The following is a 14,706-nucleotide window of genomic DNA, read 5'->3' as shown; positions in this document are numbered from 1 at the left end:
GCCTCTGATTGTTCTGTGTGCCGATAATGCCACGGCTACGCGCGTCGGGGAAAAAACGCGGTGCGAACTTCACTCTTTCGAGCGATAGGTAAGCCCAGGCGGTCTGGCTAGCCTGTTGCCGGTCGCAAGCCTTCGCGCTGCTGACGTCAATGCCACTCACCATCAGAGAGCAGAACCATGGCAGGAGCACTGACTGGGGTAAAGGTCATCGAAATGAATGCAATCGGGCCGGCGCCCTTTGCCACCATGTTGCTTGCCGACATGGGCGCGCAGGTGATCCGCATCGACCGGCAACAGTCAGGGTTCCTCAATGGTGATGACAGTGTCATTGGCCGTGGCCGCCGCAGCCTGGCGATCGACCCGCGCAAGCCAGGGGCAACCGAGGTGCTGTTGCAGCTGATCGACGACGCTGACGTGCTGATCGAAGGCTTCCGGCCGGGGGTCATGGAGCGTCTGGGGCTCGGGCCCGATGTCTGTCTGGCACGCAACCCCAGGCTGGTCTACGGGCGCATGACCGGCTGGGGCCAGAGCGGACCGCTGGCGCAGAGCGCCGGCCACGACCTCAACTATCTGGCGATTACCGGTGCCCTGCATGCCATGGGGCATGCCGACCGGGAGCCGACGCCGCCGTTGCACCTGGCCGGCGACATGGGCGGTGGCGCGATGTTTCTTGCGTTCGGCGTGGTGTGTGCGCTGTTTGAGGCGCGTCAATCGGGCAAGGGGCAGGTGGTGGATGCCGCCATCAGCGATGGCGCGGCGCTGCTCAGCACCCTGTACTACGAGCTCAAGCAGCGCGGTCAATGGACCGGGCGCGGGGAAAACATCTTCGACGGTGGGGCACCGTTCTATGGCTGCTACACCTGCGCCGATGGCCGCTTCATTTCGATCGGCGCCATCGAGCCGCAGTTCTACCAACGCTTGCTGCAGCTGTGCCAGATCGACGACCCGCTGTTCAAGGCGCAGTGGGACCGATGCCTGTGGCCGGCGCAACGCGAGAAGTTTGAAGCGCTGTTTCGCAGCCGCACCCGCGACCAGTGGTGTGAGTTGCTGGAAGGTACCGAGGCCTGTTTTGCCCCGGTGCTCGACTTCAGCGAGGCATCGGCCTATGCCCATAACCAGGCACGCGGCACTTTCATGCACAGCGCTGGCGTCGTTCATCCGGCCCCGGCTCCGCGCTTGAGCCGCACCCCGGCGCAGGCCGGCGAGAAAGTGTGCAACGGCCAGCACAGTGTGCAGATTCTTGGTGAGCTGGGTCTGGACGAAGCAGCGATTGCTGGGCTGCGCAAGGCAGGCACGATTGCCTGAGCAAAAAGAGTGGGGTGACCCCACTCCAATCCCACCCCTTTCTACTCCCGGGGGGCGGGATACAGCTCAAAAGCGTTGCGCAACCATGAAGAAAGGGCCCCGGAGCGACCGGTGTGCCAGCCCAGTCCACTGACCGCGGAGAAACAGATGTCCCAGAAAACCTATGTTGCCGGTGTCGGCATGATCCCGTTCGCCAAGCCTGGTGCCAGCGCCAGCTATATCGAGATGGGCGCCCAGGCTGTACGTCAGGCGCTGCAGGACGCCGGTATCGGGTATGAGCTGCTGCAGCAGGCCTATGCCGGCTATGTCTACGGCGACTCCACCTGTGGCCAGTCGGCACTGTATGAAGTCGGCATGACCGGTATTGCGGTGATCAACGTCAACAACAACTGCGCCAGCGGCTCTACCGCACTGTTCATGGCGCGCCAGGCAGTGGAAAGCGGCGCTGTCGATTGTGCGCTGGCGTTTGGCTTCGAGCAGATGCAGCCCGGTGCGCTGAAGAATTTCTGGACCGATCGTCCGCTGACCATGGGCAAGGGTTTTGACAGTGCCGCCCAGGTGTTCCCGGAAGGTATCGGCATGCCGGGTGCCTTGATGTTCTTCGGCGGCGCTGGCCGCGAGCACATGGAAAAATATGGCACCAAAATGGAAACCTTTGCGGCGATCCGCGCCAAGGCCAGCCGTCATGCGGCCAACAACCCGCTGGCAGTGTTCAAGAAAGTCGTCAGCACCGAGGAGGTGATGGCCGACCAGGTTGTTTGGGACGGCGTGATGACTCGTCTGATGGCCTGCCCGCCGACCTGCGGTGGCGCTGCCGCAATCATCGTGTCCGAACGCTTTGCCAAACGCCATGGCCTGCGCATGGATGTGTCGATCCTGGCCCAGGCCATGACCACCGATACGCCTGATGCGTTTCAACCACCCTCGATGATCGAGATCGTGGGTTCCGGCATGACCCGCTCGGCCGCCTGGCAGGTGTACGACAAGGCCGGCGTCGGCCCTGAAGACATTCGCGTTTGCGAGCTGCACGACTGCTTTGCCCACAACGAGCTGCTGACCTATGAAAGCCTGGGTTTCTGCCCGGTCGGCGGCGGCGAGCAGTTTGTGCTTGATGGCGACAACACCTATGGCGGGCAAGTGGTGGTCAATCCGTCCGGCGGCCTGCTGTCCAAAGGTCACCCACTGGGTGCCACCGGTCTGGCGCAATGCTACGAGCTGACCCACCAACTGCGCGGTACCGCCCAGGCCCGCCAGGTCGAAGGCCTGCAGCATGCGCTGCAGCACAACCTCGGCCTGGGTGGTGCGGGTGTCGTGACCCTCTACGGTCGCGGCTGATCGCCCCGTCAACCTTCAGGAATCAATCGAAATGGCAGACAAAAGTCTGATCGGACGTTCCATTGGTATCACCACCAGTGCGGTGGAAAAAGGTCGTTTGCGCTTCTTCGCCAAGGCTATTGGCGAGACCGACCCGCTATATACCGATGAAGAAGCCGCCAAGGCGGCAGGTTATCCGGCCCTGCCGGTGCCACCGACCTTCTTGATGTGTCTGGAAAGCGAGGGGCGCAATCCGCAAGCGATCGTCGAGGACATCTTGGGCTTTGACCTTGGGCGCATCCTGCATGCCGAGCAGGCGTTCAGCTACCACCGTATGGCCTTTGCGGGCGATGTGCTGACCTTCGATACGCGCATCGTCGATGTCTACGAAAAGAAGGGCGGGGCCCTGCAGTTCGTGGTCCAGCAAACCCGTATCACCAATCAGGACGGCGAACACATCGCCGACCTTCGTTCTTCGCTGGTGCAGCGCTGAGGTACAGCCATCACTCACTCACGAACCTACAGCCCGCAGTACAGCGACGTCCAGGTCGGTACCGAGCTGCCGTTGCTCAAGCTGCGCCCGGTCGATCGCACCACGCTGGCGCTGTATGCCGGCGCGTCCGGTGACCATAACCAGATCCATATCGACATCGATTTTGCCCGCAAGGCCCGCGTTCCGGACGTGTTCGCCCACGGCATGCTCTCGGCTGCTTACCTGGGCCGGTTGCTGACCGGCTGGGTGCCACAGACGCAGATCCGCGCGCTGTCGATGCGCTTTGTCGGCATCACCCAGATCGGCCACATCCCGCACCTGAGCGGGCGCATCACCGAAAAATTCGAGGCCGACGGCGAAAGGCGCGTACGCCTGCAGATCCAGTGCGCCAACCAGTATGGCGAAGCCAAGGTGGTTGGCGAGGCGGTCGTGGCCCTGGCCTGACGCTCCTTACGCACTGACAACCCGACTTTATTAGAAGGCAATAACAATGAAAAAACTTGAAGGCAAAGTCGCCCTGGTCACCGGTTCCGGTCGTGGCATCGGTCGCAGCGTCGCGCTGAAACTGGCGGCTGATGGCGCCCGTATCGTGATCAATGACCTGGATGCCGGACCTGCTGAAGAAGTGGTGGCCCAGATCCGTGACGCTGGCGGCGAAGCCGTGGCCTGCGTAGGCAGTGTCACCGCTGTCGATTTCGCCGAGCGCTTCGTCAAGGCCGCAGTCGACAACTTTGGCGGCATCGACATCATCGTCAACAATGCCGGTTACACCTGGGACAACGTGATCCAGAAGATGAGCGATGAGCAGTGGTACGCCATCATCGACTGTCACCTGACCGCGCCGTTCCGCATCCTGCGCGCCGCCCAGCCGATCATCAGCGCGCTGGCCAAACAGGAAGCCGCAGAAGGTCGTGTGGTCAATCGCAAAGTGGTCAACATTTCCTCGATTGCCGCCGGTGGCAACGCTGGGCAGGCCAACTATTCCTCGGCCAAGGCCGGCATCCTCGGCATGACCAAGTCCTTGTCCAAGGAGTGGGGGCGCTACAACGTCAACGTCAACGCCGTGGCCTTCGGCCATATCGACACGCGCATGACCCAAGCCCTGGCCGGTGATGCCAGCAAAACCGTAAGCATCGAAGGCCGCGAGATCAAGGTTGGTATCCAGCCCGCTGCGATTGCTGCCAGCAACCAGCTGTGCCCGCTGGGCCGTCCGGGCACCCCGGACGAGGCCGCCGGTTCGGTTTACCTGTTCTGCATTCCTGAATCCAATTTCGTCTCCGGCCAGGTACTGGTGTGCGGCGGCGGCTTCGGCAACGTCTGACCTGATAAGGAGCGCATCATGCGTGTAGAGAACTACGTATCCCCTTGGGAAGACGCCGACCTGGTGGCCTTCCGCGACAGCATCCGCCGTTTCGTCCGCGAGCAACTGCTACCGCACGAAGACAAGTGGCGCCAACAGCATCGCTCCGACCGCAGCGCCTGGCTTGCCTGTGGCGAAATGGGCATGATCCTGCCGGACATGCCGTCCGAGTACGGCGGCGCCGACGGCACCCCGGCCCACTACGCGGTGGCCATGGAAGAACTGACCTATGCCGGTGCGATGAGTATCGCCCTGAGCATCAACCACATTGTTGGCCACTACATTCTGGCCAGTGGCACCGAGGCGCAGAAACGCCATTGGCTGCCGAGGATCGCCTCGGGTGCGTGCATCTGTTCGATTGCCATGACTGAGCCAGGTACCGGCTCCGACCTGCAAGGCGTGCGTACCCGAGCAGTGAAGCATGGTGACAAGTACCTGATCAGCGGTTCGAAGACCTTTATCAGCAACGGTCAGAACAGCGATATGGTGATCGTTATCGCCAAGACCGACCTGGAAGCCAAGGGTTCGCGCGGCATCTCGTTGTTCATCGTCGACACCAATACCCCGGGCTTTCAGCGCGGCAAGTGCCTGGACAAGATCGGCCTGCCAGGCCAGGACACCTCGGAAATGTTCTTCCAGGACTGCGAAGTGCCGGCTGATTGCCTGCTGGGCGGCGTCGAAGGCCAGGGCTTCGTCCAGTTGATGCAACAATTGCCCTATGAGCGCGCCGAGATTTCGATCCAGGCCGCCGCTTCGCTCGAACGTGCGCTGGCGCTAACGGTGGAGTACACCCGCGAACGCAAGGCCTTTGGCAAATCGATCCTGGACTTCCAGAACACCCGCTTCACCCTGGCCGAAGTCAAGGCCACGGTGCTCGCCTCACGGCTGTTCGCCGATCTGATTGTGCAGCGCTGGGTAGAGGGCACCCTGGATACTACGCTGGCCTCGATGGGCAAGTTCTGGCTGACCGATCGTCAGGGTGAAGTGATCGACGATTGCCTGCAGTTTTTCGGTGGTTTCGGCTACATGAACGAGTACCCGATTGCGCGCATGTTCGCCGATGCCCGGGTGGCTCGCATTTATGGCGGCGCCAACGAAATCCAGCGTGAGCTGGTGGGACGCTCTCTGTAAGGGGATGGGCCGGGCAACGCTCATCCACGAGAGTGTCGCGCGGCTCGCCAGGGATGGCTTGAGCTTTTTGATCCGAAGGCTCAGACAACAACAATAAGATTGGAGGTTAGGATGAATATCACCCAAGGACTGCACCGCCATCTGCAGCAACGTGCCGATGCCGTTGCAGTGCGTGAATCAGGCCGTAGCCTGACCTTTGCCCAGCTTGCCGAGCGGGTTGCGCGCCTGGCCGGTGCCCTGAAGGGCCTGGGCATGGTCCGCGACGACTGCATTGCCATGCTGGCGCGCAACTCGCAACGCTACATCGAATACAGTCTTGGCGTGCCTTGGGCCGACGGCGTGCTCAACCCCGTCAACACCCGCTGGAGCATCGCTGAAATCGTCTACTCCCTGAACGATTCTGGCTCAACCCTGCTGATCGTCGATGATGCCTTCAAGGACCTGGGTGCGCTGATTGCCAGCCAGGCCGAATCCGTGCGTCATGTCATTTATGCCGGCGACGGTGAAACCCCGCCAGGCATGCTCAACTACGAAGCGCTGCTGGCCCAAGCGTCACCTGTAGAAGACGTGCGGCGTGGCGGTAATGCGTTGCTGGGGATCTTCTACACCGGCGGTACCACGGGCTTCCCCAAGGGGGTGATGATCAGTCACGATAACCTGGCGTTCGCCGGGCTGGCGGCGATGACCCGGGGCTTTTTCGGCCCGAACTCAGTGTTCATGCATGCCATGCCGATGTTCCATCTCGCTGATTTCTCGGCCTTGTACTGTCTGATGGTCAGTGGTGGCACGCACGTTATTCTGCCAGCATTCACTGGCGAAGCTGCGCTGGCCACGGTTGTCGATGAAGGGGTCACCGATCTGATGCTGGCGCCGACCATGATCCAGATGATGCTGGACGCCCGCCAGGCGAACCCGGACATCGTCGATCTGGAACTTGCGAGCGTCCGCCATATTGTTTATGGCGCCTCGCCGATTACCCCGGCGTTGCTTGATCGTGCCTGCCAGGCCTTCCCGGCGGCCGGCTTTTTTCAGGGTTACGGCATGACCGAGCTGACCACCGGTGGCACCATGCTTGATGCCGAGTACCACTGCGTAGAACACCAGGTCAGCGGCAAGATGTACTCGGCGGGCCGCGCCGTGAGTTGCGTGGAGGTGAAGATCGTCGACAGTCAGGGCCACGAGGTGCCACGTGGTACGGTCGGCGAGATCATCGTCCATGGCCCCAACGTCATGCTGGGCTACTGGAACAAGCCGCAAGACACTGCGCAAGTCCTTAAAGATGGCTGGATGCACACCGGTGATGGCGCTTACATGGACGATGAGGGCTTCGTCTTTATCGTCGATCGTCTGAAAGACATGATCGTCAGCGGTGGCGAAAACATCTACTCAGCCGAGGTGGAAAATGCCCTGTGCAGTCATCCTGCGGTGGCCCAATGCGCGGTGATTGGCATCCCGTCGGACAAGTGGGGTGAAACCGTGCACGCCGTGGTCGTGCTCAAACCCGAGGGCAATGCTGACATCGAGCAGCTCGTCGCCCATTGCCGTGAGCGTATTGCCGGCTACAAGTGCCCGCGCAGTGTCGAATTTCGCGTGGCCATGCCCCTGTCGGGTGTAGGCAAGATACTCAAGAACGAGCTGCGTAAGTCCTTCTGGGAAAACCGCACGCGCAATGTCGGCTGAGCGGATTCATTTATGCCCCGTGTTCAGTTGATCACCACCAAGTTCGCACCACCGCGTCTCGGCTCCCAGGCGGTGGCGCGAGAGCAGTTGCTGGAAAAACTGCAACACTGGCGCAACAGTCGCCTGTTGCTGGTGACCGGCAGCGCCGGGTTCGGCAAAACCACACTGATTGCCCAATGGCGACAGCGTTTGATCACAGCCGGTGCGCAGGTGGCCTGGCTGTCGTTGTCGGCGGACGATGCCAACTTCGAATCCTTCTGCACCAGCCTGCTGGGTGCGCTGCGCCATGCAGCGGTTGCGGTCGACGAAGACCTGTTGCTGCTGGCCGATGCCGAGCGTGGCGCGGTGCAGACGGTCTCGGCGCTGCTGGTCAACGCACTGGCGCGATGTGACGGCAATCTTTACCTGATGTTCGATGACTTTCATCTTGCTCACGACGAACGCATCACCAGGCTGGTGCAAATGCTCGTCGAGCACCTGCCAGAAGACGTTCACCTGGTGGTGGCGTCACGTATTGCGCCGCGCCTGCAGTTGGGGCGGTTGCGCGCGCAGGGGGACGTGCATGAGGTGGATTGCGCACAGTTGTCCTTCGATTTTCGTGAGTCTCTGGCCTTCCTCAGGGCACAGCTCGACGAGCACATGGACCTGGATACGGTACACGCCGCCCATGAACTCACCGACGGCTGGCCGATCGGCCTGCAACTGCTGGCCATCGCGCTCAAGAGCAACCTGCGCAAGGCGGTACAAAGCACCTTGCTGGTACGCAACAGCACAGCGCTGGCCGACTACCTGGCCCAGGACGTAATGGCTGATTTGCCGGATGATTTGTTCGAGTTCCTGCAAAAGCTGTCGATACTGCGGCGATTCAACGCCGAGCTCGCCGCTCATGTCACCGGGTTGCCCGAGGCTGGCGCGCTGATCGCCTTGATCGAAGAACGCAATCTATTCATTCAGCCGGTGGATCAGCCGGGCCAGCAGTGGTATCGGCTGCATCCGTTGTTTGTCGAATTCCTCGGCCAGCGCCTGCACAACGGCCAAAGCGATGTCCGTTGCTTGCATCGGCGGGCGGCGCAGTGGTTCGAGCGCGCCGGACTGGTGCAGGAGGCATTGCGCCACGGCCTGTTGTGCGAGGACTTCGGCTTGATCGTGGAAATGCTTGAACGCATGCAGCCGTCCACGCGCCGGGTCAGCCACCTGAACCAGTTCATGCGCTGGCTGGATCAGGTACCCAGTGGGGTTCTGACGGCGCACCCCAATCTGTTGTTGCTGGGGATCTGGGGGGCTGTGCTCACGGTACTGACGCACAAGGCGCAGGCCTGGATCACTGAACTCGAGCGTGAGCCGCTGGCGGAACAATGGGCCGTCCAGGTGGTGCTGCTGAAGGCATCACTGGCCATGCACAACGATGACGACAGCCGCTGCATGACCCTGCTGGAATCGCTGCAGGGCAAGGTGCTGGACCTGCCGTTTCTGGAGCAGGTGCGGATCGGCCTGACCCTTAACTGTCTGGCCTTGCGCGGCCAGCATGCCCTGGCGCGCAGCCTGTTCCGCCAGCCTGAGGCACGCTGCCTGCGCAGTGATGACGAGATGGCGCTGATGGGACAGTTGAGCATGGCGTCGATAAGCCTGCTGGAGGGTAAGGTGCTTGAAGCCGAACGCCTGTGCGCGCCGTTGCTGGAACAGGCTGAAGCTGCGCATGGGCGGCGCTCGGTGAGTGCCTGCGGCGCTGCGGTGGTGATGGCTCAAGCGTGCTATGAGCTGGACCGTGTAGGGCAAGCTCGTGAGGTGTTGGCCAATCGCCTGGATATCCTGCGTTTCTCCACCCCGATGTCGATGATCGGTGCCGCACTCTGCCATGCGCGGTTGATGACGCTGGAAGCATCGCCGCGGGTCGCGCTGGACTACCTGGCTGAGAAGGAAGAGCATTTTTGCAACCTGGGCCTGGATCGCGGCACTGGCAGCATGCTTGCCGAGCAGCTGCGCCTGGCCCTGACGTGCGGTGATCTGTTTCACGCCGAGACGTTGCAGTGCAGGCTTGATGAGCTGGCCCGCAACCATCGCGGGGCGTCACCTTGCGATGCCGAGATCATGGCCCTGGCGGCATTGTCCAAGGCGCGTCTCTCGCTGGCGCGCCGGCAACCCGAGGCGGCGCTGCAAGTGCTGGATATCGCTGATCGCTATGCGGGCGAGTTCGATCGCGGACGCTGGCGGGTTCAGGTCGAGCTGCTGCGGGCGTTCGCCTTGCATGCCCTGACGCGTGATACCGAAGCGCGGGAAAAGCTCCAGGCAGCGTTGGCCTGCGGATACCGGCTGGGCCTGGCGCGCACGTTGCTCGATGAAGGTGAGCCGTTTCAACTGATGCTTGGCAAGCTTGAGCTGGGGGACGGGGCGGTGCTGGAGGGCTATCGCAATGGCCTGCTCAAGACGCCGGCGATCCGTCCTGCTCCGGTTGCGCGCGCGTCCAGCGCGTTGATGACCCGGCGGGAGCAGGAGATCCTCGAGCTGCTGGAGCAATCGATGTCCAACAAACGCATCGCCCTGACATTGAACCTGAGCCTGCAGACGGTGAAGTGGAACTTGAAGAACATCTTCTCCAAGCTTGGCGTGTCCAGCCGTTACGACGCCATTCTGGTGGTGCGTCGGCAGCGCGAATGACGCCCACCGGGAGGTGGTCTCACCAACTCCCCAGCCACTGGCCGCCATCCACCGCCAATACCGACCCTGACCTATAGGCACCCGCCTGACTGGCCAGTAGCGGAAGCGGCCCTTCAAGCTCTTGCAGGCGTCCAAGGCGGCGCATTGGCACGACATTGCGCAGGTAAGCCTGACCCTGCTCGCTGTCGAAGTAACCGTCGGTCATTGCGGTGGTTAAGTAGCCCGGTGCAATGGCGTTGATCCGGATGTCATAACGGGCCACGCGCCAGCACCGTTGAGGTTGGTCGATAACCTGTGGCTCCAGACTTGCTCGCTGACCTCAAGGCGCGCCGAACAGCATCGTCCAATACACACCCTTATCGCTACGCGAGTTCGCGGCATAGGCAGCACCCACTTGGGTAAACATCGGGTTCATCAGATTGGCGCAATGCCCGGGGCTGGCTAGCCAGCCTGCCATCGCCTTGCTGGGGGAGCCCTGTCCGGCGGCGATATTCTCGCCGATCTGACGGCCACGGTAGCCGGCAGCCCGCGCCCGATCTGCCGGCATATCGCCGTCTGGGTCACGGTGCGCAAAGTAATTGTCGTTGGCCATCGTCCGGCTGTGTCTCTGCGCCGCCACCCCCAGGGCGGTATTCCAGGTCAACGGTCGTGCCGCGCCGAAGCGCTGGCGACCACACAGGCGCGGCTTCGCCCGTGCTGCGTTGACCTCTGCCAGCAACGCTTTGCTCCCGGATCGCCCATCGCCGAGCCGCGCATCGAGCAAGGGTCGCGCCAGCACTACCCGCCACTCGCTCCGGGCGCGACTGACGCCGATATCGGCAAATTGAGTATCGAGCAAGGCTGCGCAGTAGTCGCTCTGGAGCATATCAAAGGCCTCCTCGGCATCTTGCGCGCCGACCAGGCGGATGGTCCGCACCGTCACCGCCTGATAGCCAACAGCCTTCAACCTTTCCCGCAAACCGCCGCGATAGTCGATCGGCAACGCCAGGTTCGACTTCAACGCCAGCGGCGTCGGAACCTTAACCACGCGCCCCTTGCAGCGCTGGGGCTGGGCGCGGTAGTCGTTGATGGCCTGCACCAGTTGCCTTTCCCCGCTGGCATGGACGGGGCTGGCGAACAAGGGGAGTAGAGGAATGAGGCAGAGCGAGACAACGCGGGAGCAGCGGACGGCTTGACGCATGGGCGAATAGCTCTAAAGGGATGAGGGCGGTAATGCCGATAAAAGGGCTCGGCTAAGACTGCGGTCCTCAACACAAGGTTCACGAGCAAGGGTACAAATTTATTGTTGGAGCAATGCGTCCGTTCCTGTCGTAAATGGCAAATATTGTTTGTCTGCGTGGGTAGATCACGCTCGGGTTCTGGTTTTAATAATTAAGGACTCTGCAACATCGCTGACTCATGGCATATGAAAACACGCTAGATTCATGATGGTTTGTGCTGTTTATATGCAGTTCGTAGATCGCATTTGCCGTCTCTATGTTTCTGATTCAGTGGAGGCTCGAATATTGAAGGGGGCGGCTGTTGGGGCCGTTCTCCAACCGTAATCGCGTCGAGCCCGGCTCTTGCGACGGTCCCGAGAGTCGCCGGCTACGGATCCGTGGCGGGTGAGGGGCTGCGGTCATCAAATGTCAAAAAATGTTCGCGCACCATCAATAATTTTCCAGCGTGTCAGCGAATAATTCCAGTCCATAAACCGGCGCCGTTCTTTGAATAGGCGCTGATGTTTTCAGGTTGACTGAATTTCAATTTTGTCATTTGACGAGGCAGCACGGTAATGTCAATTATCTTTCGCGCGATTAACAAGTGTGGCAAAGGGGTTGCCGTTACGATGTGCGCGTCGAGTTCGTTGTTGTTTGGCGGTATCTCTCATGCTGCATCGTTGAATGATGAGGAAATCAACACCTATCATTCGCTGGACGCGGGCGAGACTGCTACCAACGTTATTGTCAATGGTGGCGGTATCCTGAATCTTGAAGGTGGAGCGTCGTCAAGCGGCACTGCTATTAACGACAAGGGTGTTGAGAGTGTTCAGCTGGACGCCAGTAGTCATGCTGCGGCGATCAAGAATGGCGGGACTCAAAAAGTCGCAGGTACTGCGAGTGCGGCAACCATCAACGCAGGCGGCTCCCAGGAAGTTTCAGGTGTCTCGACAGGTACCGTCATCCAGGCCAATGGTGTCCAGTCGGTCTTTGGGCCTGGCGTTGCAGAAGATACGACCATCTACGGTGGTGGCTATCAATACGTCCTGGGCACGGCACAAGGTACGGATGTAGACGGCGGGTATCAGGAAATCCAGGCCAGTGGTGTAGCCAATGACACTAAAGTGCACGGCTGGGGCAGCCAGGTCTTGAAAGGTGGGACCGCCAACGCTTCGGACGTTTACGACTATGGTAAGCAAGAAGTACGGGCCGGGGGCATAGCCAACGACAGCGTCATTCATGACACAGGACGCCTGACCTTGCTGGTTGGCGGCACGACCAACCGCGCTCACGTTGGCGCCGGCGGTACCTTTGTCAACAGCGGTGGCGTGTCCAATGACACGGTCATTGATGGCGGTATCCAGGATCTCTCTGAAAGCGCTCTGGACAACAACACGACGATCATCAGCGGCGAACAACGCGTGGCCAGCGAAGGCGTGGTGGCCAATGGCACGCAGATCAAGGGCGGCACCCAGTCGGTCACTGCGGGCGTAACCAACAATGTGGTGATCGATGGCGGCCTCCAGTCTGTCTCGGGCGGCAGCAGTAATGGCACGCGCATCGTCAAGGGCGAGCAGCGGGTTGTCAGCATGGGCGTGAGCAATGATAGCGTTGTCGAGTCCGGCGGACTGCAGACCGTAAACTCCTATGGTCGCAGCCACAACACGCTGGTGAAAAAAGGCGCTACGCAGGACGTGGGTACTGATGGCTCGGCCTTTGCCTCGCTCGTTAACGGCGGGATTCAATACGTCACTGGTTTCACGCAGGACACGAAAGTAACCGGCAATGGCCGGCAGTTCGTTCATGCGAACGGCTTTAGCCTCGCCACTGAGGTAGCGGCAACAGGTATTCAGCGGCTGTACTCGGGAGCCACCGCCGACAGCACCGTCGTGAAGTCGGGCGGTATGCTTTTCGTACAAGATGATTCACGTGCGACGAATGTCACTCAGGAGGCTGGCGGACTTCTGGTTGCCTATACCAGTGCTTCGGCATCCGGTACGAATGCGCTCGGTAACTTTTACATCGATGGCAATGCCCATACCACCAATAATGTGCTCATCGAAAAGGGTGGTGCTCTTTATGCAATGAATGATCTGGACCGCGTTCACAACAGCACCATCGATGGTGGCGTGCTGATGGTTAAATCCGGGGCGCACCTGACCGGCACCACGCGCCTCATTGATGGGGAACTGGAGTCTCTTTTTTCGACCTACGTGGTTACCGATGGCGACCTGGTGTATGACTATTCCGGCGCCCTTGGCCAGAACGGCATGTACAACTCTGGTTTGACCTTCATGGGTGAAGGTTCCGTGGTCAAGGAAGGGGCGGGTGGGTTGCGCATCAGCAAGGACTCCTCGCTGGCCGGCGGCCTGCAACTCAAGGGCGGCACCCTGTGGCTGGAAGACAGCCGGCATGGCGCCGCAGTCGGCAAGGCCGCCCTGACTTTGTCTGGCCCGGCCGCGATGCACGCGATCGTCGACAAGGCCGTGCTGGAAAGCGCGAGTGGCTTGGTCATGGCTGATGGTGCTAGCGATGCCCAGTTAACTATCAAGGACACCGCGCTGGCGGCAACCAGCGGCTCGTTGCTGTTGGAAGCCAAGAACGGCAGCCAGCTGACGACCACTGTCGAGCGCTCGATCCTGACCGGTGATATCGCCTTCCGTGACAGCAGCTCGGGCTGGCTGAACCTACTCGACAATAGCCGTCTGACCGGCACCATCGACCCGGTCAACGTCAAGGTCGATGGCAGCAGCCGTTGGGATGTGACCGGCAACTCTTCGGTCGGTGCCCTGGTCAACGATGGCGTGGTGGATTTTCGTGCTGGCAGCGCGGGTTTCTCGACCCTGGAAGTGAACGGTGATCTTTCCGGTAATGGCGTGTTTGCCATGCGTACGTCGCTGGCCACGCCGCAGGGTGACCTGCTGCAAGTGAAAGGCCAGACCCTGGGCGCCCACACCCTGGTGGTGGAAGACTCCGGCCAGGAACCGGTGTCGGCTGCCCAGCTGATGCTGGTGGACGGCAACGGCGGTTCGGGTTCCTTTGGTCTGTACGGTGATCATGTTGATGTCGGTGCGTTCCGCTACACCTTGCAGCGCCAGGGAGATGACTGGTACCTGGCGACGCCGGTGACGGAGCCTGTGACCCCGCCGACGGAGCCGGTAACGCCGCCAACCGAGCCGGTGACTCCACCGACGGAGCCGGTAACGCCGCCAACCGAGCCTGTGACCCCGCCGACGGAGCCGGTAGCTCCGCCAACTGGGCCTGTGACGCCGCCGACCGAACCGGTAGCTCCACCAACCGAGCCTGTGACGCCACCGACGGAACCTGTGACGCCGCCAACTGAGCCAGTGGCCCCGGTAACGCCACCGGCCAGGCCTTTCAACCCGTCGCCGGACAACCTGTCCAGTGGTGCGAATGCGGCCGTAGCTCTGCACGGCGCCAGCGCCGGCATGTGGAACGCGCAGATGAATGCGGTGGTCAAGCGCCTGGGCGAACTGCGCATGGGCAAGGACGAAGGCGGCATCTGGACCCGCGCCATCGGCAAGCGCTTCGAGGTCGACGAAGGCGCC

General features: G+C 61.3%; 11 protein-coding genes. 9 read left to right on the top strand and 2 right to left on the bottom strand.

What is annotated here, in order from left to right; all coding sequences use genetic code 11:
- Window positions 1-177 precede the first annotated feature (177 nt).
- The 8 genes from ACIQUS_RS23865 to ACIQUS_RS23830 all read left to right on the top strand — a co-directional run bounded on the left by ACIQUS_RS23865 (window position 178) and on the right by ACIQUS_RS23830 (window position 9,938).
- Window positions 178-1,305 carry a CaiB/BaiF CoA transferase family protein gene (locus ACIQUS_RS23865; RefSeq protein ID WP_403052450.1) on the top strand — a complete coding sequence of 376 codons (1,128 nt, stop codon included), beginning with the start codon at window positions 178-180 and terminating at the stop codon, window positions 1,303-1,305.
- A gap of 147 nt (window positions 1,306-1,452) precedes the next feature.
- Window positions 1,453-2,640, top strand: a complete 1,188-nt coding sequence (locus ACIQUS_RS23860) for a lipid-transfer protein (RefSeq protein WP_403052447.1) — start codon at window positions 1,453-1,455, stop codon at window positions 2,638-2,640.
- A 31-nt stretch (window positions 2,641-2,671) separates the two neighbouring features.
- Window positions 2,672-3,112, top strand: coding sequence for a MaoC family dehydratase N-terminal domain-containing protein (locus ACIQUS_RS23855; protein ID WP_403052444.1), 441 nt, complete (start codon window positions 2,672-2,674; stop codon window positions 3,110-3,112).
- 72 nt (window positions 3,113-3,184) lie between these two features.
- The gene (locus tag ACIQUS_RS23850; protein WP_403052441.1) at window positions 3,185-3,556 is read left to right on the top strand and encodes a MaoC/PaaZ C-terminal domain-containing protein; all 372 of its coding nucleotides are present in this window, start codon (window positions 3,185-3,187) and stop codon (window positions 3,554-3,556) included.
- A 46-nt stretch (window positions 3,557-3,602) separates the two neighbouring features.
- On the top strand, window positions 3,603-4,433 hold the full coding sequence (locus ACIQUS_RS23845) for an SDR family NAD(P)-dependent oxidoreductase (protein WP_403052438.1): 831 nt from the start codon (window positions 3,603-3,605) through the stop codon (window positions 4,431-4,433).
- Window positions 4,434-4,451: 18 nt separating this feature from the next.
- The gene (locus ACIQUS_RS23840; RefSeq protein ID WP_403052435.1) at window positions 4,452-5,603 is read left to right on the top strand and encodes an acyl-CoA dehydrogenase family protein; all 1,152 of its coding nucleotides are present in this window, start codon (window positions 4,452-4,454) and stop codon (window positions 5,601-5,603) included.
- A gap of 111 nt (window positions 5,604-5,714) precedes the next feature.
- Window positions 5,715-7,283: a long-chain-fatty-acid--CoA ligase gene (locus ACIQUS_RS23835; RefSeq protein ID WP_403052432.1), complete on the top strand. Its 1,569-nt coding sequence runs from the start codon at window positions 5,715-5,717 to the stop codon at window positions 7,281-7,283.
- A 12-nt stretch (window positions 7,284-7,295) separates the two neighbouring features.
- Complete coding sequence (locus ACIQUS_RS23830; RefSeq protein WP_403052429.1) at window positions 7,296-9,938, top strand: LuxR C-terminal-related transcriptional regulator; 2,643 nt, start codon at window positions 7,296-7,298, stop codon at window positions 9,936-9,938.
- Window positions 9,939-9,957: 19 nt separating this feature from the next.
- Here the strand turns inward: ACIQUS_RS23830 and ACIQUS_RS23825 are convergent, their stop codons facing one another.
- Both ACIQUS_RS23825 and ACIQUS_RS23820 read right to left on the bottom strand, forming a co-directional pair.
- Complete coding sequence (locus tag ACIQUS_RS23825; protein ID WP_403052426.1) at window positions 9,958-10,200, bottom strand: SDR family oxidoreductase; 243 nt, start codon at window positions 10,198-10,200, stop codon at window positions 9,958-9,960.
- Between the two features lie 57 nt (window positions 10,201-10,257).
- Window positions 10,258-11,118 (bottom strand): CAP domain-containing protein, encoded by an 861-nt coding sequence (locus ACIQUS_RS23820; protein WP_403052423.1) that lies wholly within the window; start codon window positions 11,116-11,118, stop codon window positions 10,258-10,260.
- 594 nt (window positions 11,119-11,712) lie between these two features.
- On the opposite strand from ACIQUS_RS23820, the gene ACIQUS_RS23815 reads away from it, so the two are divergent.
- Window positions 11,713-14,706: autotransporter outer membrane beta-barrel domain-containing protein (locus tag ACIQUS_RS23815; RefSeq protein WP_403052420.1), on the top strand; the 2,994-nt coding region annotated here is incomplete at its 3' end.

The sequence above is a fragment of the Pseudomonas sp. NPDC090755 genome, assembly GCF_044769005.1.
Classification (GTDB): Bacteria; Pseudomonadota; Gammaproteobacteria; order Pseudomonadales; family Pseudomonadaceae; genus Aquipseudomonas.
Note: the sequence above shows the minus strand (reverse complement) of the source record. Positions and strands in the feature narration are given on the sequence as shown.

Excerpts from the sequence above, each read along its gene's own strand:
- ACIQUS_RS23865 (WP_403052450.1), top strand. The coding sequence starts at position 178 with ATGGCAGGAGCACTGACTGGGGTAAAGGTCATCGAAATGAATGCAATC.
- ACIQUS_RS23860 (WP_403052447.1), top strand. The coding sequence starts at position 1,453 with ATGTCCCAGAAAACCTATGTTGCCGGTGTCGGCATGATCCCGTTCGCC.
- ACIQUS_RS23855 (WP_403052444.1), top strand. The coding sequence starts at position 2,672 with ATGGCAGACAAAAGTCTGATCGGACGTTCCATTGGTATCACCACCAGT.
- ACIQUS_RS23845 (WP_403052438.1), top strand. The coding sequence starts at position 3,603 with ATGAAAAAACTTGAAGGCAAAGTCGCCCTGGTCACCGGTTCCGGTCGT.
- ACIQUS_RS23840 (WP_403052435.1), top strand. The coding sequence starts at position 4,452 with ATGCGTGTAGAGAACTACGTATCCCCTTGGGAAGACGCCGACCTGGTG.
- ACIQUS_RS23835 (WP_403052432.1), top strand. The coding sequence starts at position 5,715 with ATGAATATCACCCAAGGACTGCACCGCCATCTGCAGCAACGTGCCGAT.
- ACIQUS_RS23830 (WP_403052429.1), top strand. The coding sequence starts at position 7,296 with ATGCCCCGTGTTCAGTTGATCACCACCAAGTTCGCACCACCGCGTCTC.
- ACIQUS_RS23820 (WP_403052423.1), bottom strand. The coding sequence starts at position 11,118 with ATGCGTCAAGCCGTCCGCTGCTCCCGCGTTGTCTCGCTCTGCCTCATT.